This window comes from Wolbachia endosymbiont of Nasonia vitripennis (genome assembly GCF_048054115.1).
Lineage (GTDB): Bacteria > Pseudomonadota > Alphaproteobacteria > Rickettsiales > Anaplasmataceae > Wolbachia.
Genome location: NZ_JAFEVF010000014.1, coordinates 1 through 23,600 on the forward strand (window position 1 = coordinate 1; position 23,600 = coordinate 23,600).

At 33.2% G+C, this 23,600-nt stretch carries 25 protein-coding genes, 1 tRNA gene and 2 pseudogenes; 16 read left to right on the plus strand and 12 right to left on the minus strand.

The window, feature by feature from the left end; genetic code table 11:
- The first annotated feature begins 372 nt into the window (after positions 1–372).
- The 3 genes and pseudogenes from mtaB to JR053_RS03060 form a co-directional block, all read left to right on the plus strand.
- On the plus strand, positions 373–1,599 hold the full coding sequence (gene mtaB / locus JR053_RS03050) for a tRNA (N(6)-L-threonylcarbamoyladenosine(37)-C(2))-methylthiotransferase MtaB (RefSeq protein ID WP_010402133.1): 1,227 nt from the start codon (positions 373–375) through the stop codon (positions 1,597–1,599).
- A 59-nt stretch (positions 1,600–1,658) separates the two neighbouring features.
- Complete coding sequence (locus JR053_RS03055; protein ID WP_010402131.1) at positions 1,659–2,573, plus strand: outer membrane protein; 915 nt, start codon at positions 1,659–1,661, stop codon at positions 2,571–2,573.
- A 106-nt stretch (positions 2,574–2,679) separates the two neighbouring features.
- Positions 2,680–2,958: pseudogene (locus JR053_RS03060) on the plus strand (helix-turn-helix domain-containing protein); the annotation flags it as partial.
- Between the two features lie 157 nt (positions 2,959–3,115).
- Here the strand turns inward: JR053_RS03060 and JR053_RS03065 are convergent.
- From JR053_RS03065 to JR053_RS03080, 4 genes are all read right to left on the minus strand, one after another.
- Positions 3,116–3,424: a transposase gene (locus tag JR053_RS03065; RefSeq protein WP_416603514.1), complete on the minus strand. Its 309-nt coding sequence runs from the start codon at positions 3,422–3,424 to the stop codon at positions 3,116–3,118.
- Between the two features lie 105 nt (positions 3,425–3,529).
- On the minus strand, positions 3,530–3,688 hold the full coding sequence (locus JR053_RS03070; protein ID WP_416603516.1) for a hypothetical protein: 159 nt from the start codon (positions 3,686–3,688) through the stop codon (positions 3,530–3,532).
- A gap of 216 nt (positions 3,689–3,904) precedes the next feature.
- Positions 3,905–5,419, minus strand: coding sequence for a protein translocase subunit SecD (gene secD, locus JR053_RS03075; RefSeq protein WP_010405309.1), 1,515 nt, complete (start codon positions 5,417–5,419; stop codon positions 3,905–3,907).
- A gap of 72 nt (positions 5,420–5,491) precedes the next feature.
- Positions 5,492–5,866 carry a hypothetical protein gene (locus JR053_RS03080; protein WP_010405308.1) on the minus strand — a complete coding sequence of 125 codons (375 nt, stop codon included), beginning with the start codon at positions 5,864–5,866 and terminating at the stop codon, positions 5,492–5,494.
- A 119-nt stretch (positions 5,867–5,985) separates the two neighbouring features.
- Between JR053_RS03080 and hemC the strand changes: the two genes are divergently transcribed.
- The gene (gene hemC / locus JR053_RS03085) at positions 5,986–6,864 is read left to right on the plus strand and encodes a hydroxymethylbilane synthase (protein ID WP_010405306.1); all 879 of its coding nucleotides are present in this window, start codon (positions 5,986–5,988) and stop codon (positions 6,862–6,864) included.
- Positions 6,855–7,739: a UDP-N-acetylmuramate dehydrogenase gene (murB, locus tag JR053_RS03090; protein ID WP_010405304.1), complete on the plus strand. Its 885-nt coding sequence runs from the start codon at positions 6,855–6,857 to the stop codon at positions 7,737–7,739. The genes hemC and murB overlap by 10 nt, the downstream gene beginning before the upstream one ends.
- A gap of 82 nt (positions 7,740–7,821) precedes the next feature.
- Here murB and JR053_RS03095 read toward each other — a convergent pair whose 3' ends face one another.
- Positions 7,822–8,292: a hypothetical protein gene (locus JR053_RS03095; protein WP_416603520.1), complete on the minus strand. Its 471-nt coding sequence runs from the start codon at positions 8,290–8,292 to the stop codon at positions 7,822–7,824.
- A 121-nt stretch (positions 8,293–8,413) separates the two neighbouring features.
- On the opposite strand from JR053_RS03095, the gene JR053_RS03100 reads away from it, so the two are divergent.
- Together JR053_RS03100 and pyrE are read left to right on the plus strand one after the other, a co-directional pair.
- On the plus strand, positions 8,414–9,598 hold the full coding sequence (locus JR053_RS03100) for a dicarboxylate/amino acid:cation symporter (protein WP_010402120.1): 1,185 nt from the start codon (positions 8,414–8,416) through the stop codon (positions 9,596–9,598).
- Positions 9,595–10,185, plus strand: coding sequence for an orotate phosphoribosyltransferase (pyrE, locus tag JR053_RS03105; protein ID WP_010402118.1), 591 nt, complete (start codon positions 9,595–9,597; stop codon positions 10,183–10,185). Before JR053_RS03100 ends, pyrE begins: the two co-directional genes overlap by 4 nt.
- A 632-nt stretch (positions 10,186–10,817) precedes the next feature.
- Here the strand turns inward: pyrE and JR053_RS03110 are convergent.
- The 5 genes from JR053_RS03110 to rpsB form a co-directional block, all read right to left on the minus strand.
- Positions 10,818–11,834, minus strand: coding sequence for a substrate-binding domain-containing protein (locus JR053_RS03110; protein WP_010407224.1), 1,017 nt, complete (start codon positions 11,832–11,834; stop codon positions 10,818–10,820).
- A gap of 193 nt (positions 11,835–12,027) precedes the next feature.
- On the minus strand, positions 12,028–12,585 hold the full coding sequence (gene frr, locus JR053_RS03115; RefSeq protein ID WP_010407222.1) for a ribosome recycling factor: 558 nt from the start codon (positions 12,583–12,585) through the stop codon (positions 12,028–12,030).
- 7 nt (positions 12,586–12,592) lie between these two features.
- A complete protein-coding gene (pyrH, locus tag JR053_RS03120) occupies positions 12,593–13,336 on the minus strand; it encodes a UMP kinase (protein WP_010407219.1) in 744 nt (247 codons plus the stop codon).
- Complete coding sequence (tsf, locus tag JR053_RS03125; protein WP_010407216.1) at positions 13,320–14,165, minus strand: translation elongation factor Ts; 846 nt, start codon at positions 14,163–14,165, stop codon at positions 13,320–13,322. Before tsf ends, pyrH begins: the two co-directional genes overlap by 17 nt.
- Positions 14,162–14,977: a 30S ribosomal protein S2 gene (gene rpsB, locus JR053_RS03130; RefSeq protein WP_139686382.1), complete on the minus strand. Its 816-nt coding sequence runs from the start codon at positions 14,975–14,977 to the stop codon at positions 14,162–14,164. The genes tsf and rpsB overlap by 4 nt, the downstream gene beginning before the upstream one ends.
- A gap of 181 nt (positions 14,978–15,158) precedes the next feature.
- On the opposite strand from rpsB, the gene JR053_RS03135 reads away from it, so the two are divergent.
- The 3 genes from JR053_RS03135 to glmS all read left to right on the plus strand — a co-directional run bounded on the left by JR053_RS03135 (position 15,159) and on the right by glmS (position 17,599).
- Positions 15,159–15,235 (plus strand) — tRNA-Asp (locus tag JR053_RS03135).
- A 130-nt stretch (positions 15,236–15,365) separates the two neighbouring features.
- Positions 15,366–15,779 carry a preprotein translocase subunit YajC gene (gene yajC, locus JR053_RS03140; RefSeq protein WP_010407208.1) on the plus strand — a complete coding sequence of 138 codons (414 nt, stop codon included), beginning with the start codon at positions 15,366–15,368 and terminating at the stop codon, positions 15,777–15,779.
- Positions 15,780–15,787: 8 nt separating this feature from the next.
- Positions 15,788–17,599, plus strand: coding sequence for a glutamine--fructose-6-phosphate transaminase (isomerizing) (glmS, locus tag JR053_RS03145; RefSeq protein WP_010407205.1), 1,812 nt, complete (start codon positions 15,788–15,790; stop codon positions 17,597–17,599).
- A gap of 241 nt (positions 17,600–17,840) precedes the next feature.
- On the opposite strand, the pseudogene JR053_RS03150 reads toward glmS, so the two are convergent.
- Positions 17,841–18,017, minus strand: a pseudogene (locus JR053_RS03150) (IS481 family transposase); the annotation flags it as partial.
- A gap of 213 nt (positions 18,018–18,230) precedes the next feature.
- Here JR053_RS03150 and JR053_RS03155 point away from each other — a divergent pair.
- On the plus strand, positions 18,231–18,980 hold the full coding sequence (locus JR053_RS03155; RefSeq protein WP_010407202.1) for a hypothetical protein: 750 nt from the start codon (positions 18,231–18,233) through the stop codon (positions 18,978–18,980).
- A 227-nt stretch (positions 18,981–19,207) separates the two neighbouring features.
- Complete coding sequence (locus JR053_RS03160; protein ID WP_264687189.1) at positions 19,208–20,233, plus strand: hypothetical protein; 1,026 nt, start codon at positions 19,208–19,210, stop codon at positions 20,231–20,233.
- On the opposite strand, the gene JR053_RS03165 is transcribed toward JR053_RS03160, so the two are convergent.
- Positions 20,223–20,747 carry a gamma carbonic anhydrase family protein gene (locus JR053_RS03165; RefSeq protein WP_010404888.1) on the minus strand — a complete coding sequence of 175 codons (525 nt, stop codon included), beginning with the start codon at positions 20,745–20,747 and terminating at the stop codon, positions 20,223–20,225. The two genes, JR053_RS03160 and JR053_RS03165, sit on opposite strands and share 11 nt — an antisense overlap.
- A 116-nt stretch (positions 20,748–20,863) precedes the next feature.
- On the opposite strand from JR053_RS03165, the gene secG reads away from it, so the two are divergent.
- From secG to JR053_RS03185, 4 genes are read left to right on the plus strand one after another with little or no spacing between them, the layout of a single operon-like run.
- Positions 20,864–21,184: a preprotein translocase subunit SecG gene (secG, locus tag JR053_RS03170; protein ID WP_007302593.1), complete on the plus strand. Its 321-nt coding sequence runs from the start codon at positions 20,864–20,866 to the stop codon at positions 21,182–21,184.
- The gene (locus JR053_RS03175) at positions 21,184–22,791 is read left to right on the plus strand and encodes a CTP synthase (RefSeq protein WP_010404884.1); all 1,608 of its coding nucleotides are present in this window, start codon (positions 21,184–21,186) and stop codon (positions 22,789–22,791) included. Before secG ends, JR053_RS03175 begins: the two co-directional genes overlap by 1 nt.
- Before the next feature lie 39 nt (positions 22,792–22,830).
- Positions 22,831–23,124 carry a hypothetical protein gene (locus tag JR053_RS03180; protein WP_007302591.1) on the plus strand — a complete coding sequence of 98 codons (294 nt, stop codon included), beginning with the start codon at positions 22,831–22,833 and terminating at the stop codon, positions 23,122–23,124.
- A gap of 17 nt (positions 23,125–23,141) precedes the next feature.
- Positions 23,142–23,549, plus strand: coding sequence for a nucleoside deaminase (locus JR053_RS03185; protein WP_010404879.1), 408 nt, complete (start codon positions 23,142–23,144; stop codon positions 23,547–23,549).
- Positions 23,550–23,600: the final 51 nt, after the last annotated feature.

The following is a 23,600-nucleotide window of genomic DNA, read 5'->3' on the forward strand; positions in this document are numbered from 1 at the left end:
ATCTTACTTTGTTTGCTTGTCAGATCAAGTCTAAACTATTACAGTTTAGCAAAATGTTTTTTGGTTTATATTTGCTTGAGGTTAACATCATTGGCATTAAGCTTTTTTTATGGAATATAATAGATTTCTTGCATAACCAGCCAGCTTGGTATCCAATAAGAAAATCTTGATTCCAGCGTCACGAGCTGGAACTCTTTGAATTCCAGTTATGCAAGAAATCTAATACCAAAATGTTAAATGATCTTACTGTATATCTACAAATTCTTCCTGTGATTTTCAACTCTGGAGGTTATGTTTAAATTATAATATCTACCAAAAAATAGTCATTTTGCTTGGATATTTGATATAATTTAGATCTATTAAAGCAAAAGCATGAATGAAGTAATAACATTTGGTTGTCGTCTAAATTTCTACGAGAGTGAGTTAATCAAAGAAGCATTAAAAAAAGCAAAGAGAGAAAATGTTGTTGTAGTGCATAGCTGTGCAGTGACAAACGAAGCAGAACGCCAAGTGAAGCAAAAAATACGTAAGATCTATAAAAACGACCCAAGTAAAGAAATTATCGTAGTTGGCTGTGCCGTTCAATTAGATCCTAAATCATATAGTGATATTCCTGGTGTAAGTAAAGTGCTAGGTAATCAAGACAAGCTAAGAGCTGAAAATTATCTACTAAATAATGATGAAATCTTAGTCAGTGATAACCAAGTAGAACCTATTCTCATTAATGGATTTGAAGATAAATCAAGGGCATTTATTGAAATTCAAAATGGTTGTAATCATAGTTGTACATTTTGCTCAATTACTGAGGCAAGAGGAAATAATCGATCTGTGCCAGTAAACAATATTATAGAGCAAATTAAGATTTTTATAGAAAATGGGTATCAAGAAGTGGTGTTTACAGGTGTTGATATTACTGACTTTGGTACAGATTTGTTTGGTAAGCAATCACTCAGTTCAATGATTAGAAGAGTTTTAAAGGATATACCACAGTTAAAGAGACTAAGACTTTCCTCTATTGATGTTGCTGAAGTTGATGATGAACTAATGGATTTAATAGCTAATGAGTCAAGACTTATGCCTCACTTACACTTGAGTCTACAGTCTGGTAATAATTTAATACTAAAGAGAATGAAACGTCGTCACAATAGAGAACAAGTGATAGAATTTTATCATAAAATGAAGAGCTTAAGACCTAATATAGCATTTGGCGCTGATATTATTGCTGGATTTCCAACAGAAACTGATGAAATGTTTCAGGATACAGTTGATTTACTGAAAAAAATAAATGTAGTTTATCTACATGCTTTTCCATATTCAGAGCGGAAAAACACACCTGCTGCACGGATGCCACAAATACCAGAGAATGTACGTAAAGAACGAGTAAAGCATCTAAGAGAAATAAATAAAGAAATGATGAGCAGTTTTTATCAGTCTTTGCTCGGCACTGAGCAAAGCGTTTTGGTTGAGCAGAATAATATTGGTAGAACAGAAAATTTTGCATTAATAAAACTTACATCAAGAGTTCAAGCTAAAAGTATTGTGAAAGCTCATGTTAAAGGAATAGAAAATAATTGTTTAATTGGAAATATTATTTCTTAATTTTTGTACATTAAAGGAATATATGATATAGTAGTTATACTATAAGTGATAATTCATTTATGATAATTAGAATATCTATTGCTTTATTTTTCATCTTCATTCCGTGTGTCTATTTTTTTATTACTTATATCAGTAACAATACACACATTGAGCAAGTGCAGCCCTTAAAATTAGAAACGGACAATAATGAAAGTGTGATACATTCTGAAGAAGTTACTGAAAAAGAAGTGCCAATAAAATGTCAAGAACTTGAAAGTAGTTCACCTTCTGTTTTCCAAGTAGCTAATCAGAAAAATATGTGGCCAAGTATTGCAGATCAAGCTGAACCTACAAAGGAAAAATCAAAAAAACTTGATTTCTATGTTAGTGCTAATGGTGGTAAGATATATTCTGATAGCTCAGAAGTATTTGTGGAGGGTATACGTGCAATAGGAAAAAGAATTCTTGCTTTAGCTGAGGGCCGTTATGGTGGTTTTCTTTTAGACCTATTCTTAGGAGATGAAATTAAAAACATAAAAAAATTTAACGGTAAAATTGATTTTCAGTGGCTTAGCAGCATATCTGTAGGTTACTATGCTGGAGAAAATGGCCGAGTTGATTTTGAGACCATGTATTCTAAAGTCAATATTGAAGATAGTAACTCTCCTCCGGTATTTGATAAATCAGCAAGTGTATCTGCATTCTTATTAAATTTTTACTATAACCCTAATGTTCAAAATACTCAATTTGCTCCGTATATTGGTCTTGGTATAGGATCAACAGTTTTTAGATTAAAAAGGATTGATAAATCATCTAAAAATTTAATGCCACTGAATGTTCCTTGGCTTGTTTATCAAATAAAGCTTGGTGTTGATTACTCAGTAATTCCAGAAGTTAAAACCTTTCTCGGCTATCGTTACTTTAATATTCCAACACCTATTGCAGATGATATATCCACTCATAATATTGAAGTTGGTTTGATGTTTAATTTTTAGTAATAATATCTGTTCAAGGGCATCTGAAGCAAAAGTGGTCAGTGCTTGCCATTAGACTTCTTGGATAACTTAAGAAACAAGTAGTAGAAGCAATATTAGGGAAGGTATAAATTTTGAGCAGGTAAGTAAACTTGATGAAGAGAAGCTTCGAAGACTAAGAGGAGTAAAAAGAAAAACATTGGAAAAATAATAGAAATTTTAATAGAGGAAGAGGCCAAGAAAAATGCAAGAGGAGGAAAACCAAATAAACAATGCATGTTTGCTAATAGCACTAGAATATTTGCGTAAATACCGTACATATTTCCATATAGCGCAAAGCTATGGAATAAGTGAAAGTATTGCTAACGGATGGATAGAAGATGCATTGATAAAACATTCAGATTTCAGGAAGATAAAGAGCTATTAAAGTCAAATGTAGAATACGAGATTTTAGTAATATAGCTAACCGAAGTAAGATTTGCCCGAGCACTGAAAAACAAAATCAATAGCCGAATTAATATTGGGCCAAAAGGTTTGTAGAGCCTTTCTTATGGCGTGCTTGATCAGAACTTCTCAATCGGATTTAAATCTGGCGAGTATGGAGGCAAGAACAAAATTTTACACCCAATATTTTCTATCAAATTTTTCGTCCTTGCAGATTTATAAAAACTCGCATTGTCGAGAACAATAGTCTGTCCAGGTTTAAATACAGGGACAAGTACATTTTCTACATAAGCATCAAAAATCTCGCTGTTGCAGTAGCCATCAATTATCCATGGTGCTTTAACTTTTCCTTCATTCAGTGCTCCAATCATGCTTACCTTCTTTCTTTTGAACCCTGGGCAAATAACCTCTTGCCTCTTTGAGACCACCCATATTCATAAAATTCATTGTCCTCTATTCCAGACTCATCTATGTATATCAAGTTTCCTTTATTTATTTCTTCTACTTTTTTTATGAACTCTTTACGTTTCTCTTTATCTCTTTCTCGATAAAGAAAAGTTTTTTTTATATGTATAGTTTACTTTGCTAAGGTAGTTATATACTGTGCTTCTACACATATTACCAAATTCTTCAATTATCTTTTCAATTCTAATATCCTGATTTCCATCCAGAAATTTGATAAATCTATCCATATCTTTAATCTTATGGCCATATCCTTTGTGATAGCCTGAAGATGGTTTCTGTTTCTTTTTTCCTTTTCCTCCACAAATATATTGGTTTTATGCTCACTAAATTGGTGAGCATGTTACAACGTTTTTGACGACGAAAAGACTGGATAGCTACTTTCATGACAACCATTTAGTTGTCTTTTCTCGTCTATCTTATTTTGTCACTCTGCTGAACAGATACTAAAGTACTAGCTTTTGTGGGTTGATGCACAATTCTATCAGAAGTTTTGTGACTATAATTGCAGAAAACATCGAGCACAGGATTCCTATCGATAAAGTGACAGAAAACCCTCTAATTGCTCCGCTACCAATAATGAACATTATTCCTGCAGCAATCAGTGTAGTGAGGTTTGAGTCAAGAATTGTTTTTATTGCGTTTTTAAATCCTTCTTCAATGGCACGAGCTGTTCTTTTTCCTGCTCTTATTTCTTCGCGGATGCGTTCAAATATTAAAACATTTGCATCCACTGACATGCCAACAGTTAGCGCAATTCCAGCAATTCCAGGGAGAGTAAGAGTTGCTTCAAGTAAGGTAAGAATGAGTAGTATAGAGATTACATTAAAAACGAGTGCAACAGACGCTAATAAGCCTAATTTGCCGTAAGTAATGATTATAGATAAACCAACGGCTATGATAGAGATTATTGCTGCAATTTCTCCTGCTTTTATTGACTCTTCTCCAAGGCTTGGACCAATGTTTTTTTCTTCAATTATTTTAAGTGGTGCAGGTAGTGCACCTGATTTTAAAAGTATTGCAAGTTCACTCGCTTGTTTTTCAGTGAAATTACCGCTAATTTCTCCCTCTCCATTTAGAATAGGTTCACGTATTGTTGGTACAGTTAAGACTGTATTATCTAAAACAATTGCAAAAGGCTTTCCTACATTTTCTTTAGTAATTTTTGCAAATTTTTTACTTGCTATGCTGTCGAATTTGAAATGTACTGTTGGTTTACCTAAATTGCCAAATCTAACTGATGCGTTAACTAATGAATCACCGCCTATTTCAGTTTTGCGGAATATCGGGTAGGAATTACCCAAAGAATCCTTGAGCATAATCGTAGTGTCATGATCGATATCTTGCATTTTAGCTACATTGGTGTTTGCCAAATGGAAGGCCAGCTTGGCTGTTTTGCCAAGCAGAGATTTTATCTGCTGAGTGTCTTCTACTCCAGGAACTTGGACTAATATCTTATTTTGTCCTTGTTTTTGCACACTTACTTCCTTAGTACCAAGCTTATCTAAGCGTCTTTGAACATTAACTATTGACTCTGAAACTACTTCATTGATTAATGAATTCTTATAATGCGGTTTATATGAAATGAAAATTGCAGTATTTTTTCTACTCAATTCTAAATTTGGGTTTATTTTATGTATTAATGTTGAAACTTTTTTGTAATCATCAATATTATTTAAAGTTACAACCACTTGTTTATCGTTTTTTGCGCTAAATTCAATCTTTTGTGTTAACAGACCTTCTTTTATTTCATCGGTTAGCATGCTTAGTTTCTCTTTGAAGTAAAAATCTAAGTCTACATTTAGAAGCAGAGATGATCCACCTTTCAGGTCAAGCCCTAAATTTATTCTCTTTTTTGAGGTAAAGAACTTATTATCAATAAAATTTGGCAGTATTATATATAAGGACAGCAAAAAAATTAGTAACACTGAAAGAGATTTAACTATTATCTTGTTTGGCATAAATTTAAACTATATTAGTGCATTGTAGACCGAATAGTTGCTAATCACAAGCACCTAAAAGATTAGGACCGCCTAAAGCCCTGATCTATAATTGATGGTCTGCGTTTGTTTTTCTAAAATATCATTATAAATCCATGAATGAGGTTCAGAGGTAGCTTTAAGATTCTCTATTTGTTTATTTTTTCTAATGCTATCAATCGGAAGGTAAATGCATAAACCAAGTATTGAGAAAGTAACTATGGTAGCTGGTATGTGAATAGCAAGAAATTCACTATAACTTGGATCTTTCCAACCGAGAGGACTAGATAGAGAGGGGTGAGAGGAAAATCTGGGAATTGCTACTACTGCACTTAATGCTGTTAGAATAATAGCGACAGTGGCACCTACAAGAGGTAAAATATTCTTTTTATTAAATCTGCCATTAGAATCTTTTAAAATATCAAACATACATACTCGTCGATTACTAAATGTTCGTGATACTATGCACTAATTATAAAGTATTCAATAACTAAACTGGAGATAATAAAAAATGGACATAGAATATAGACATATAATATGAAGGATATATGCTAGTTAAAATAGGTACGAGAGGAAGCGACCTTGCGATCATCCAAGCTTTGGAAGCAAAACAAAGATTATTAGAGTCTTTTCCTAATCTATCCGTTGAGATCATTAAAATCAAAACTTCTGGTGATAAATATGCTAATGTAACCCTTGCTGAAATAGGAGGTAAAGGACTGTTCCTCAGGGAGATTGAGGCTGAATTACTAAAAAATAATATAGATATGGCGGTTCATTCGCTAAAAGATGTACCTGCGTTTTTCTCGAAGGACTTAACAATTCCTTGTGTTTTAGAGAGGCTAAGTCCATGTGATGTATTTATTTCTCATAAATATAAGAGCCTAAAAACTTTGCCACAGCAGGCTACAATTGCAACTTCTTCAATAAGAAGAAAAGTTCAGCTGTTAAATCTCAGGCCAGACTTAAATGTAGTGACACTGCGTGGAAATGTGACAACTAGACTGCAAAATCAGAATTTTGATGGAATGATTTTAGCTGAAGCAGGGCTGATAAGATTAAAAAAATATCACTTAATTACAGAGGTATTGCCACCAAAAGTCATGTTAAGCGCAGTAGGGCAGGGGGCAATTTGCATTCAATGCCGAAAGAATGATATAAAAGTTATCGATCTTTTAGAGAAAATTAATAATAATATGTCTTTTATAAGGGCAAAATCAGAGCGCAGTTTCATGAAGACAGTAAATGGTTCATGCTTTACACCGCTTGCAGCTTTAGCAGAATATGTGAGTGAAAACATGCTACATCTTTATTGTATGTTAGCGGGCGAGAGAGTTATATACTTTACTGAACGCACTTCGTTTGTAGAAGATGCAGAAAAAATGGGTATGGATGCAGGATTAGAGTTAAAATCAAAATGCTTATAAGCTTACCTAAAGTATGTGGAATCTACCGTTATAATGTTTCAATGTCTAAAATGACTTGGTTAAATGTTGGTGGCCAAGCTGATGTACTATTTAAGCCACGTGACATTGAAGATCTAATGTGCTTGATAAAAGATGCGGAGTTACCAATTAGCGTTATCGGTGCAACATCCAACATAATAATTCGAGATAGTGGCATTCGAGGAATAACGGTGAAATTAGGTAAGGAATTTGCGTATATTAAATGTAAAGATAATAGCTCTATAGTTGCAGGTGGTGCTGCACTGCTTAGTAACCTTGCCTACTTTGCAGGGGAACAGCAAATTAGTGGGCTTGAGTTTCTTGCTGGAATTCCAGGAACAGTTGGCGGTGGGGTAGAGATGAATGCAGGTGCATATGGTAGTGATATTGCGAGTGTTGTAAAATTTATAAGGGCAGTGAATCTAGAAGATGGAAATTTATATGAATTCTCCAGCGAAGAAATGGGATATTTTTATCGTGGACATAGTCTAAAAGGCAGGTGGATTTTTATTGAAGCTGAATTTAAAGGAGTAAGTTCAGAGTATGAGCTTATATTGCAAAGATTGAAAGAAGTTATTGATAAAAAAAATAAAAGTCAACCAGTAAGAGGAAAAACTGCTGGTTGTATATTCAAAAATCCAATAGGCTGCAAGGCATGGAAACTGATTGATGAGTCTGGCTGCCGAGGATTAAGTAACGGTAGAGCTAAAATTTCTAAGAAACATTGTAATTTTCTGCTCAATTACAATAACGCAACTGCATTCGACTTAGAAAACCTTGGCAACAGAGTACAAGATGCAGTAAAAGATAGATTTAACATTGAACTTGAGTGGGAGATAAGGGTTTTGGGTAGGTAACTTCTAACCTTCTCTAATATGACCTATTTCAATTGAGTACACTTCAATTTAAGTCCAAGGTACACTATTTTGCGAGGATAATTTATGCTTCCTTTGAAGAAAAGCATTCTTTTATTTTTTCGACTGTAGGTTCTATAATACATTCATTTATTTTTTCAGCCGTCAATGCTAATAAACCTAATGCAAAAAGACTTACAACTGGTGCAATAACTCCTATTGTTGCACTCATCAAAGCTGCTGATTCTATATTTAACATTACAGCAGGAAAAATAGTACCTATAGCTGCACCAAGACCAATCCCTACTGCGGCAGTGGTAGCTAAGGTACATAAAAAATAAGCTATTAGCTTTGTTTGGCTTGTTTTTTCATAATGCTTAAGACTATCTTCTCTGGAAGTAATTAAAATGAGAAATGAGTATGTAGAAACCAAAGAAATAATTCCGCCTATGATTAAAGGTGATAAAGCTGCAAAGTTTAAACTAAAGCCTATAAGTGTTCCTATTATAGCTGCTATCCCATAAGACTTTAAACGCTTTTTAATTTCTGGACCCATACCTTCTTCTATGTATATTTAATTAATAATGAAATGTTACTCATTTTTCCTTCATCTGTAAAGTTATCTTAACCTAATTCCAAAAATTGTTATATAATGTTATTTTGAGGTTTTATTTTCAATGCGCAAACTTGCAATACTCTTTTCTATACTGTTTGCGGTAATTGCTTACTATTTAAACAATGAAGTAATATTTGAAATAGCAAAGCTATTTAGCGATATATTCATCAGTCTGTTGAAATTGATTAGCTTACCTTTAGTTTTTCTATCTATAGTGTCCACAATTTCAGGGCTTAAAGACTCAATTGAAATTAAAGTATTACTTAAGAAGACGCTGTTTTATACGCTGCTTACAACCATTATAGCTGCATTTGTTGCGCTATCTTTCTATTTATTCATAGATCCAGTAAGAAAAAATTTCATAAGTAACACAATAGAAAGTGTGAGTGACAGCAACCACAATTACTTTTCATACTTAAAATCACTCATTCCTTCGAATTTTGTGCAAGTTTTTCTTGAAAATAATGTTATTGGCAGCATATTGATTGCTTTTTTGATGGGTGGAGCTATTATTTCGCTCTCAAAAGAAAAACAAGATATATTACACCAAATATTTTCTGCACTATTTGATACACTTCTTAGAATTGCTCAAGGGTTATTAAAGTTTATTCCTCTTGCTGTATGGTCTTTTATCACATGTTTTTTATACGAGTTAAAAGGTGGCAGCGAATTCCATAGTCTTTTTTGGTATTTTGCTTGCATAATGTCTGCAAATTTCGTGCAAGCATTTGTGATTTTGCCACTACTCATGTGGTATAAAGGTATATCACCAATTCAAACGATGAAAGGTGTGATGCCAGCACTTACACTTGCGTTTTTTTCTAAATCATCTAGTGCAACGCTGCCTACAACTATAGAATGTGTGCAAAATCAGCTAAAGGTACCAAAGAAATTGTCATCTTTTATTCTACCAATATGCACAACAGTCAATATGAATGCGTGTGCTGCATTTATTTTAATCACAGTGATGTTTGTTGCAGAGATGAATGGGCACACATTTTCCTTAAGTGAGATGTTCATATGGATTTTTTTAGCTACAGGAGCTGCAATTGGTAACGCTGGAGTGCCGATGGGGTGCTATTTTATGGCAACTAGTTATTTGGTATCAATGAATGTTCCTTTGTACATTATGGGATTGATTTTGCCTATTTATACAATCATTGATATGTTTGAAACTGCAATAAATGTGTGGTCTGATATCTGTATAACGCAGATAATTAATAAAGAATTTCAAACTCAAGAATGATATTAGATAATACAATAATAAAAGAATTTGAAGAGGCTGGTGCGATTTTGCACGGACATTTTGTACTCTCGTCAGGGCTGCACAGCAACACTTACATACAATGCGCTAAAATTTTTGAAAATCCAAGCAGAGCAATGAACGTTTGTGAGCTATTGGCGAATAAAATAAGAAAAGAGCTTATTGAACCCATAGATTTAATACTATCTCCTGCGATTGGTGGAATAATCGTGGGTTATGAGATTGGTAGACAGCTTGGAATCCGAACAATATTTTGCGAACGTGTTAATGGTAAATTTGAATTACGCCGTGGATTTGAGATTAAACAAGGTGAGAAAATCTTACTAATTGAAGATGTGATTACCACAGGTAAATCTTCACTTGAAGCAGTAAAATGTGCAGAAGAGAAGGGAGGTAAAGTTGTTGCTGGAGCTTCTTTGATCAAGAGAAATAGTGAAACAAAACTGCCCTTTCCTGTAATATCTTTGATTGAACTAAATATCAAAAACTATAGCGAGGAAGAACTGCCAAGTGAATTAAAACAATTACCTATAATGAAACCTGGGAGTAGAGAATATTTAACAAAATAATTCTATATATGGCTAAAGTGATTCAGTAACTTTTACGTGTTATATGTTAATCTTTTTGCATCAAAGTTAGATATTACAGTTTATTTTCCTGTATTCGTTCAACAGAATGGCAAAATAAGATAGACAAATAAAGATATAAAGTAAAAACAATAATAGGTGTCATTCCGGTTCGTGACACTTGCTTTATGTAGTTTCATTGAAAACGTTGTTTTTATTATAATACCTCCTATGATTAGTTTGCTTGTGAGCACCAGTGTCTGGGCACTGGAATGACAAGAAAAGGCTACTTGAATGACAGGAAAGGAACTACTAAAACAAATAGGTGTCATTCCAGCGCGTGACGCTGTAATCCAGAAAGGAAGGGAGTGTTAAATAAACCATACGCGTCAAGTTAAGGAAAAGTGGTATAAGGAAGAAAGGAAACGAAAAAAAACTATTTTATATATTAAGTAATAAAGTTATTAATTTATAGGTTCTTCTGAAAAAATCATCTTCTTCTAGATAAGAACTCCCTAAAAAAATAAATGTAACAAATAAAATGCCCATCTCAAATGTTGCTATATTTCACGATATTTCCTTAACTTGACGCGTATGGTTTATTTAACACTTCCAATAAAAAAATATCAAAGTCATCATATTATATCACGAACCTTTTCCAAGACTTTTTTCATATTTTCGCTTGAAAGTGGAATTAAGCCAAGCCTAGATAAATATCCACCTTCAGTACTAATAGAGTCTATAACTTCTCTAATGAATTCCCTTAATCCATCAACAGTATCTAAGTGTTCTTTCTTTATATAAAGATATAAAGGCCTTGCTAACATATACTCCCCCGATGATATATTTTTATAAGTTGGCTCAATTCCTGCGATTGTGCTTCCTTGAATCTCATCTTGGTTTTTCGCTAAAAAGCTGAAGCTAAATATTCCTAAAGCATTTTTATTGCTCTTCAATTTTTGTATTATTATGTTTTCATTAATTCCAACTTCTATATATCTTCCATCATCTCTGATATTACTACATGCTTTCTTTCTTTTTTCTTGGTCTTGATAATTCTCTTTGAAAATCCTTGAGTTCATACATGAATATTGATCAAGCATAATAAAATTAATCAAAGTTTCATGTGTACCTGTATTTTGATGTGGGCCATAGATTTTAATTTCTGTTTTTGGTAGAGCTTGATTTACATCAGACCAAAATTTCTTGTTATTCTTTACTAATCTATCATTGTCTTCAGAATATGAAGATAAAGTTTCAAACAGGTCATTTTTTGTAAAATCAAATCTATGGCTTTGATTTGAATTTGCAATAACAATTCCATCATAGCCAATTATGATCTCTATTACTTCATTCACTTTATTTCTTTTACATAATTCTCTCTCTACTTCCTTCATAGGGCGAGATGAAGTAGTGATATCTGGTGTGCCTTCCCCTATTCCTGAACAAAACATTTTGAACCCTGATCCACTTCCTATCGATTCTACAACTGGAGTTTTAAAGGAAAATATACGGCTGAATTCTTCAGATATAAATGAGATAAAAGGAAAAACAGTTGAAGATCCAACAATTCTGATATATCTTCTGGCATCAACATTTGACAGTGGGATGAGTAATACAAATGCAAAAATAAGGAAAAGGCGTTTCAGCATCGTTTTCGCTCAAGAGTGTAAACTTAATTATCATAATAAAAAATCAAACTGAAAAGCTTTTTTTCTAGATTTCAAAAGGTATAACGATCAAATGTGTGCGTAATGATGAGATCTGAATCACAGCATTCATACAACTGTATCTATATCGAATCCTCTTATGTTTTTCAATACTGAAAAATTCTTTCATATTAACTTAATGATGCAATATATCCTTTTCTTTAATAGATAAGTCATCATCGACTTTTTTTACATTATCATCAGTAATGTTTTGTATTTCCTTTTTGGTAACATGAAAATCATCTTCTGAGATTTCCTTATTTTTCTTCATTTCCTCTATTTCTTCCATAACATCTCTGCGTATATTTCTAATTGCAACTCGTGCATTTTCAGAAAATTGATGCAATAATTTCACTAATTTTTCACGAGTTTCTTGTGTTAAGTCTGGAAGAACTATACGTATAGTATTTCCTTCAACAACAGGATTTAAATTCAGGTTAGCATTGATTATCGCATTTTTTACTTCACCGATAACAGTAGCATCCCAAACTTTAACTGATAGAGTTTTGTTATCTATAGCTGAAACGCCTGCAACTTGGTTCAGTTTTTGATGTCCACCATAGATATTTACAACTATACCATCAAGTAATGATGCGTTAGCTCTACCAGTACGTACACCTTTCATATCATCGTGAAAAGACTGAATAGTTTTTAGCATTCTTTCTTTTGTTTTAGCTTTTATTTCGTTTAACATAAATTACCTAATGTTTACAATCTGAAACTATAGTATAAGTGCCTTGACCCTTAATAATATCAACCATTTTTTCTCTTTTTAAAGAAAAAACTACAATTGGGATAGAATTCTCACGAGCAAGTGAAATTGCTGATGCATCCATAACTTTTAAATCACGAGTTAGCAGATCTGTATAAGAAAGCCTATCATACATCACAGCATTCTCATTTTTTTTTGGATCGGCAGAATATACACCACTTACTTGAGTACCTTTTAAAATAACATCACAATTCATTTCAACAGCACGTAAAGCTGCAGCTGTATCTGTAGTAAAAAATGGGTTACCTGTGCCTGCTGCAAAAATGACCACTCTACCTTTCTCTAAATGATGAATAGCCTTCCTTCTTATATAAGGCTCACATATAGTAGTCATGGGTATAGCAGACAACACCCTAGAGACTATAGAGCTTTTTTCTAAAAAATTTTGCAAAATTAAAGCATTAATGACAGTACCAAGCATTCCAATATAATCACTGCTTGCTCTTTCACAGCCACTTAAAGATGCTGATGCACCACGAAAAATATTCCCACCACCAACAACAATACAAACTTGAACTCCGAGATTACAAACTTCAACTATGTCTTTGGATAGTTTATCTATAACTTCCATATCATGGCCAAATAGCTTTGATCCCATCAAAGCCTCCCCAGAGATTTTGAATAACACTCTGGGGTACTTTACTTCTGAAGTTTTGTTACTTATTTGCACCATCCAAAGTAAGTAACTTATAATTAGCTAATTTAACAGCACTTGATTCTATAAAATCAGCAATCTTCATTTTATCATCTTTTATAAACTTCTGCTCTAGCAGAACAACTTCTTCATAGTATTTAGCCATTCGTCCATCTACTATTTTTTTCGCTACCTCTTCAGGTTTATTTAAGCTCTTTACTTGCTCCTCGATTATAGAACGCTCATTTTTTAATTTTTCTTGATCTAAATCATTTATAGATAAAGCTTCAGGTTTCATAGCAACTACATGCATAGCTATTTGCTTTCCAATCTCTTTTTTATCACCAGATGACTGCAATGCTACTAAAGCACCAATCTTACCTAAGCCAGGCATATCACCATGTACGTATCCAGAAATAATCCCATCTTTAGTCTCTAGGTAGCAAAGATTGCTTAACTCTAACTTCTCACCAAGAACCGATGTATCACTCATAATAGCTTCCTGCACTGTACCAACATCTTCATATTTTGCATTTTTTAACTCATCAAGACTAGTACAACGTTCTTGACAAGCAATTGATGCTAAATTTGAAACTAATGCTATGAACTTCTCATTTCTAGCAACAAAATCAGTTTCACAATTGACTTTAACCAATACACCATAATTTTTAGCCAAGCACATAGCAATAAGCCCGTCCGAAGCTACTCTATCAGACTTTTTGTCAGCTTTAGCAAATCCTATTGTACGCAACCTATCAACGGCTTTCTTAATATCACCATCACACTCTTCTAACGCTTTCTTACAATCGCTTAAGCCAAGCCCTGTTCTATCGCGTAATTCCCTTATACTACTTGAATCCATCTTCATTTACTTACTATTACCTCCTTTTCTGTTTCAACCTTAATACGCTTCTTTTTAGTTTGCACAATATCCTCTTCTTTTTCTTGAATAAGCTCATCATCCTTAACTCTAGACCTTGTCAAACTAGACTCTATTCCAGCTAATATAGAATCAGCAACTAATTTACAATAGAGCTCTATTGATTTTCTTGAATCATCATTTCCTGGTATAGGATAGGCAATACCATCTGGGTCAGAATTGGTATCAAGTACTCCAACTACAGGAATACCCAGTTTTTTAGCCTCTTTAACCGCTATATGCTCTTTGTTAGTATCAATAATAAATAAAATATCAGGAACTGCTCCCATTTCTCTAATTCCACCCAATTCTTTATCAAGCTTTTTTCTTTTCTTTTCAATGTTTCCTAATTCTTTTTTTGTTAAGATGCTATCTTCATCATTGGATATTTTCTCATATTGTATCAAAGTTTTTATCGAAGAAGAAACAGTGTTCCAATTAGTAAGCATACCACCAAGCCATCGATCATTTACATAATACTGACCACAACGAACTGCTTCACTTGCAACAATATCTAAAGCTTGAAATTTTGTACCAACAAATAAAATGCGACCATCTTGAGATGCAACATCGTATAAAGCTTTCATCGCCGCCTCTAACAATGGTAATGTTTTTCGTAAGTCTATTATGTGTATACGATTCTCTTGATGTATACCATATATATATGGGGCCATTTTCGCATTCCAGCGACTAACTTTATGGCCAAAATGCACACCAGATTCAGCTAAATCACGTATAGTGACTTTAGGCAAATTTGTCATATTTACTCCTCCAAATAGTTTATCCTCCATGGCATAACCCTAACGGGACTACTTGCATAAGCCATGTGTGAAATTAAGTTATTTACATAGTAATAAAAAAGACAAAAAAGCGCAAACAAAAAATATTGACAAGTGGCAACACGTTGATTAGCTTTAAGGTTGCAAACGTTAAAAAGCAATGGGGGGTGTAGCTCAGTTGGTTAGAGCGCATGCCTGTCACGCATGAGGTCGTGAGTTCAAGTCTCATCACTCCCGCCATTACAGCAGAAACATCTTAAAATTCTTTAACTTTCTTATTAATTTGAATTAATTTCTTTCAGAGACTTGACATGATATTGTAATTGCTGCTTAATCTATTTAATTTTATCATTAATAATTGGGATTAAATATGTTCATTTCTGAGGTTTTTGCGGCAGATGCGACTAACAATGTATCAGCATCTGTTGCTAGCTTTATTCCACTCATTTTAATATTTGTAGTATTTTATTTTCTCATTATTCGCCCCAATCACAAAAAACTAAAAGAACATAGAAGGATGATAGATCAAATAAAACGTGGTGATACGGTTATTACTTCTAGTGGAATAATAGGTGAAGTAAACAAAGTTGACGAAGTAAATGCACAACTAATACTAGAAATAGCACCAAAAATTGAAATAAAAATCCTAAAGTCTGCTATATCTGAAATCTTAAATAAAGAAATTCAAAAGCCAGTAGCTAAATTTATTGAAAAAAGCAAAGTTGAAAAGAATGGCAAGAAAAATAAACTAGAGGAAAGTAAAAAAGACAAAAATGCTTCATAATTTAAGAAGTGTGTGGAATATTAGGTATAGTAAGTAGCGGTGATTCAGTAATACCAACTTTACTAACCGCGTTGCAAAAATTGGAATACAGAGGTTATGACTCTTCAGGTATAGCAATTATAAATAATAGAGGTAAGATAGAAGTAAAAAAATCAGAAGGTAAAGTTGAAAGATTGTGTGAAGTTGTTCATGAGAGCAAGATATCTAGTAGCAAAGTTGGTATAGCACATACTCGTTGGGCTACACATGGAGCTCCAAATCTTAAAAATGCTCATCCCATTTATATAAATAATGTTGTTGTTGCTCATAATGGCATAATTGAAAATTACAATATATTAAAAAAGGATCTGGAGGAAAAGGGAGTATCTTTCCACACCGATACTGATACAGAAGTGATACCAAACATATTAACTTCATATCTTGATGAAGGGTTATCACCAGTTGATTCTATATTACAGTGTCTAAACAATTTACAAGGTTCACTTGCTTTGGCTTTATTATTTGCAGAATATCCAGATACTTTATTTGTTGCAAAAAGAAATTTGCCTTTAGCAATAGGATATAACTGTAATAAAGTGTTTGCTGCTTCTGATACTAATACTTTGAATTCATTTGTAGAAAAAATATTGCATTTAGAAGATAATGATATTGCAGTAATAAAATCTAACGAATTCAGTATATATAATAATGGTATACAAGTTAAACGCAGAACAGAAAATAGCAGTCCAAGAAATTTTCTAATTAGTAAAAATGGTTACCCTAGCTTTATGCTAAAAGAAATTTTTGAGCAACCGTATGCATTAAACAAAACAATAAATCAATTTTATAAACAATATAAAGAAATCAACAAAGAATTATTTTCTGAACTAGGTTACATTACTATAGTTGGATGCGGTTCATCCTATTTTGCTGGACTAATAGCAAAGTGTTGGCTGGAAAGTATTGCTCAAATTCGGGTATATCTAGAAATCTCGTCAGAATTTAGGTATAGCAGCGTCAAGCTCGAAGAAGGTAGTATTGGCTTATTCATTTCTCAATCTGGTGAAACTGCAGATACTATGGAAGCACTACGTTATGCGAGATTGCAGAAACAAATGATCATTAGCATAATTAATACATTTAATAGCAGCATAGAAAAAGCCTCAGATATTGTATTGCATACTCTTGCTGGACCTGAGATTGGTGTTGCTTCGACAAAAACCTTTTCTACGCAGCTTGCAATTTTAGCATGCTTTGCTGTAGAGCTTGGAAAAATAAAAGGTATACTGGGTAGAGAGAGGATAAAGGAACTAAGCGGTGCTATTAATTCCATTCCCGAACATGTAGAGCATGTTTTGAATGTGATGGAAATACAACATATATCAGGCAGTATATTAGAGCACAATAATATAATTATAATTGGGAGAGGAAGCTCATATGGAGTTGCAATGGAAGGTGCATTGAAGATAAAAGAGCTTTCATATATCAACACAATTGGTATTGCAGCGGGAGAAATGAAGCACGGTTCTATCGCCTTGATAGACTCTACTGTACTTGTTATCGCAATTATTCCTTACGATAATTTATTCTTTAAAACGCTATCCAATATACAAGAGATTATTGCAAGAAAAGGTAAAGTAATTGCCTTTAGTGATAAGCAAGGAGCACCGCTCTTAAAGGGAATTTGCATAGATGTGGTGCAACTTCCAGAAGTTGACAATTTTGTTTCTCCAATTATCTACAGTGTTGCTATGCAATTTCTTGCTTATTCTATTGCAGAAAAAAAAGGGTTAGATGTAGATTGTCCGAGAAATTTAGCTAAATCTGTCACAGTTGAGTAACTTATTTAAAGTGAGTTGCTAATTAACAGCTCTAATTGTCAGTTATAAATTACTGAATTTTACTAATAAATTCATTGCTATCATTAGCCCTCTGCGAAAGAATATGTAACTAATGTAAGGATGAGAGAGGCTAAAATCCACGCCTCAAATTAACAAGATTTGCCATTATGGTTACCAGACACAACTTAATCTAGCAAGCAAGAATTAACTAACAGAAAAATTGAAAACTAATATCAGTCTCTTATGTAATGCTACTAATATTTTTCTAAAAGCAATATGTTTTCTATTCAGGAAAGTCTACATCGCCATAACAATATTTACTAGAATGAGGTCTTGTCTCATTGTAAAAACACAACCAATGATCAACGTCTATCTGAAGATCTTCTAATGAATTGTAGATTGTTTTACAAAAAAAGAGGAGTAAATGAGAGTTCAGTAACTTGATTATAGAGTTGTACTGCCTTTCCATATTTGAAGCAAGTTGTTATTCTATCTCAAACCGTAGCACAAAGTAAATATGGCAATTTACACTAAAATTTTCTGTTTATGATTTATATTATGTAAAGATACTATTTGACCTTGAGCTTTAAAGATATTATGTAATAGCATTATTTAATATGCGAGGTTTATTATGGCTAAAGTAAATGCAGGTGAAAGCGCAAGAAAGCTCAAAGAAATTAAATTTCAGCTTATGTCACCAAAAAAGTCCAAAAGTAGTCAACAAATGTCACCAAAACGTAGTCGGAATTCTGGTGAAAAGCTATGGAATGCATTAGAATCATTACAAGAAGCAAAATCAGAGTTAAAAAAAAGAAAGTTTGAAATAGAACTAAAAAAAGACACTGAAATATCAGACGAAGGAATAGAAAAAGTAGTGGAATTGGAAAGGAAAACAGAAAAAGAGATAGAAGAAATAGCAATGCCAATATCAACGTTACTACTTAAGGAAACAATAATAAAATTACAAGGAACAAAAATAATAAATTTTTTAAAAAAATTAGAAAAACAAGTAAAAGAAATGCAAGAATTATGTAAGAAACTAGAATTAAATGCTAAAATAGAAGAAGAAGATCTAAATAAGCTCGAGGACATAAAGAAAGAATCAGAAAAGTGTTGCAGAGAGTTAGTGAGCTATATGCCTAATTCAAATAATCCTAGAATGTTGTACACTGCTGTTATTGGTGTTGGTCTTGCTGTTGGGCTGGTAGCAAGTACTATACTTGAACATACAACTAGACTAAGTATGTTAGCAATAATTGGCATAGCTACATCATCTGCACTCGTAGCTGGTGGTGCTACATATGCAGCACTAAGACCTAATACTAAAATAGATGAATCAAAAGAAGTCCAAATAAAGAGTTCTCATCACTCACTTTCCTAATCACACTTTAATTCAAACTTTATCAGTTTTATTCAAGTTGCTTCTAAAAGGAGAATATCAATGGTGTTCTCCTTACTGATTTGGTTAAAATGCAGAAAACGCCTATGTCAAAATTTACACAGATGTTAAGTGCTGCCACTAATTTCCAGTTAGTACAATTTGTGTATCTTATTGACATATTTAATTTATTCTGTTACAATTTTTAGTAATTAGGTTGGGGTAAAACAATGAAGAGTTTTAAATGGCTACTTAATCAAGTCAGACTTTCATGGATTAGCTTAATATCAAAAGTAAAGAGCTTTTTTCAAACTAACGATACACATTATCAAACAACTGCTAGCAATGGAAATGATCATACAAGAAAAATAAGTGTAGAAAATACAATAGAGGCGAAAGTTAATGAAGAGGATGTATGGTATGATTCTCTGAAAGAACAAGAGCCAGGTGAAAAAGAAAGAGATCTGGATGAAGAAGAATTTTTTGATGCTATTGAAAATTTGGATGAAGAGGAAGTGAGTGCTAACATAGAAGGAAAAGAGTATGAAAAAAATAAGTACTATAGTCTACAAGATGGTCTACAAGAAAAAAATGAATTTGATCACACAACGCACACTCTTACACTTGCTTTTGAAATTGAAAAGCCATTTCCAGACTCTGACCTTAGTAAATTTAAGTTATGCGAACTTAAGCAAAATGGTGATAAATATACGTTTATCTTAGAAAATGATCAGAAAAATCGAATAGAATTACACTCTGAATATCTCAATATTTATTTTCCTAAGTATTTTGAGAAACACAGAAAAAAAGGAGCTTACACCGAACTTTTTTCTCAAGAAGAAAATAGAATTAGCAATGATATTATAATACCGCTACAAGTTCCAAAAGAAGCAAGCATACTTACCAAAGAGTGCAATTGGTTAATAAGAAAGGTTGTAGGTGAAATACCATATTATCCAGTGGGCAAATCGCTTGAATACTGCAGGAGTCGTGTAAATTTCTTTCTTAACTTAAACAATATTATGTCTTTTTCTCTAAAATCAGCAAAAGCACAATATGCAGCTATGCTATCAGGTACTCCAACAGAAACAAACTGGCCAATAAAGGATATTCTAGTCAGAGGTAGTTTTATTAATCAGCATATTCCTAGAGTTGAAGAAGCTTATATTGATAAGCATTATATAGTTGAAGAAACTTTTGAAGTAGTTAACGTAGAATGTGCATCAGAGCTGAAGATTTCTCAACCTAGCATATAGCCTTATATTCTTTCATCAGCATGATATAATTTTGTGCAGATTGTGTAATATGTTTTATTTCTTCATTTGACATTTTTTTGAAGAATTGTGCTGGCCTGCCAGCCCATACTTCACCACTTTTTATCACTTTTCCATGTGTCACCAGTGAACCAGCAGCTACCATAGCTTCAGACTCGACAATCGCATGATCCATTATAACAGAGCCCATACCAATAAATGCTTTATCATGTATCGTGCATGCATGTAACACACAAAAATGTCCAACCGTCACCATACTACCAATAATCGTGTCACCGCCTGGATTTCTATCTACATGAATTACGGTGCCATCTTGAATATTCGTTTCATCACCTATTTCGATTGATCCAACATCTCCTCTGATCACACAATTAAACCAGATACTCGCATTCCTTCCTATTTCAACGTTACCTATAATACGCACACCATCTGCGATAAAAGAACTTTCATCCATTTTTGGTTCATAATCTTTGTATTTTAAAATGTGATAGCTCATAATTTAAATAAGGTTTAATACATGCTTGGGTTCCAGTAGTCAAGTTACTCGGGTAAAGATATTCTTGACTTATGATCCTTATGCTCCTAAAATCTTTATTTTTAGCTCTATTTATAATGTCAGTAACAGTACTTAGTGTACTTCAAATAATATTAGTTGTTGTATTGGTAATTTTAGTGCTCCTGCAGCCACCTGGAAGTAGTTCATTAAGTGGCTTTAGTAATTCACAACAGGGAATGAATTCAATAATTCCGGTAAAGTCTTCTGAAAATCCACTCAGTAGAATAACTTCTATAGTTGCTGGGCTGTTCATTATAAATACACTGTTACTATCAGGATTATGTTCAAAAGATGTACATAAAAAATCAATTGCAGAGAAGATTATATCAGAAAAGAAGCAAGAAGGCCAATCAACTTCTGTTCCATTTGAAAATTAATGAAAGAAACCAAGTTTATCTTTGTTACAGGTGGAGTTGTTTCATCACTTGGTAAGGGTTTAGTTGCTTCAAGTGTGGGAGCACTTCTTCAAGCTCATGGATTCAATGTTCGCATCAGAAAGCTTGACCCATATCTCAACATTGATCCTGGAACAATGAGCCCAGCTCAGCACGGGGAAGTATTTGTTACTGAGGATGGTGCTGAAACTGATTTAGACCTTGGACATTACGAGCGTTTTACTAAAATTAAAGCAACCAAGGACGACAATATAACAACTGGTAAAGTATATAATAAATTATTAAAGAAGGAAAGGTGTGGTGATTATCTAGGCAAAACTGTGCAAATCATTCCTCATGTGACAGATTTAATCAAATCTTTCATTTTTAATGGTACAGAAGATTTAGATTTTGTAATATGCGAAATAGGCGGAACCGTAGGTGATATTGAAAGCCAACCGTTTTTGGAAGCTATACGCCAAGTTAATTATAAACTAGGAAAGCAAAAAGTTATCCTTATTCACTTAACTTTAATACCATATCTCACTGCAGCACAAGAATTAAAGACAAAACCGACACAGCATTCAGTTCGAGAGTTAAACTCTGCGGGGTTACAACCAGATATTATATTATGTCGCAGTGAAAAAGAAATTTCCGATAATCAAAAAGAAAAGATAGCCAATCTTTGCAATGTTTCTTTATCTAACGTAATACCTGCTCCTGATGTAAACCATATATACGAGTTACCGTCCTTGTATAATCAATGTGGGCTCGGGACACAAATTTTGGATCACTTTCACTTAAGTAAGCCAAAACCAAGCTTACCTGAATGGGACCAAATAGTACACTCTATGAGACATCCAACACAAGAAGTTATCGTTTCCATAGTAGGAAAATATACTGAATTTCCTGACGCATATAAATCACTGATTGAAGCATTAAACCATGGTGCAATTAGTAATAAAGCTAGAGTGAAGATAAATTGGGTCAATTCAAGAGAAGAGAATGGAAAATCTATAGATGCAAAGTTTATCAGAGAAAAATTAAAAAGCTCTAATTCAGTCCTTGTTCCAGGAGGATTTGGTGATAATGGAATAGAAGGTAAAATATTAGCAATAAACTATGCCCGTGTAAATAACATTCCTTTTTTAGGAATATGTCTTGGTATGCAGCTTGCAGTGATTGAATTTGCTCGTAACGTTATTAAGCTTGAAGATGTACACTCTGAAGAATTTTATACTTGCAAACACCCAATCATCAAGCTCGCTGATGGTAAGAACGTTGATCTTGGTGGAACCATGAGACTTGGAACATACACGTGTAATGTAAGTCCAAATTCAAAAATGGCAAATGTGTATAGTAGTGTCACTATTTCAGAAAGACACAGACACAGATATATAGTTAATTTAGATTATAAAAATAACTTAGAAGAGAATGGAATGATATGCAGTGGTATATCAGAAGATAAAACATGCATAGAGGCAGTGGAGCTAAAAAATCACTCATGGTTTATTGGTGTGCAATTTCATCCAGAATTTCAATCAAGACCATTTTCTCCTCATCCTCTCTTTACATCATTTATTAAGGCAGCTATTGACAATAGAGTTTAATAGAACTTAATAAACTATATTCTAATAGAGAGGTAAAAAATGTTACTAAGAAATAGTAAAGATAGCATTACATATGGATCTGCGACCTTCGAGGAATTGAATAGGCATGTAGAACAAATAATATATAAATTAGAGGAGGATCAAATTATAGAGGATATAATGGAAGAAGTAGTTGTAGCTATAAACGAACTAAAATCGGTAGAAGAAATAAAAAAATATTTAAAGCGAGAAATAGATAGCCTTGTAAAAAGGACAATAGTCCTTAGTGAATTCTATAACCTAGAAAAAATAGAAAAGCCAAGAAAAGAAAATTATATTTACCCAAGCACCTAATGTTTAAGTACCAATACATGGAACTTGCCATAGAGCAAGCAAAACTTGCTCAGAAAGATGGCGAAGTGCCAATAGGTGCTGTAATAGTTAATGGAAACAATATCATCTCCTCTGCACACAATATATCTAATGATCCAACTGCACATGCAGAAATGTTAACAATTAGACAAGCATTTTCAACTTCCACGCTTTATGAAGCTGAAATGTACGTAACGTTAGAGCCGTGCCCGATGTGCGCTCAAGCTATCTCTTTTGCAAAAATTAAACGTCTGTACTTCGGGGCTTACAATCCCAAAGGTGGAGGAGTTGAAAACGGCACTAGAATATTTCAATTCTGTAACCACATACCTGAAGTTTATGGTGGAATATTAGAAACAAAATGTTCTCTTTTGTTAAAAGATTTCTTTGAGAAATTGAGAACTTAGTTTAAGATGTAATAGTTTAGACTTGATCTGACAAGCAAACAAAGTAAGATA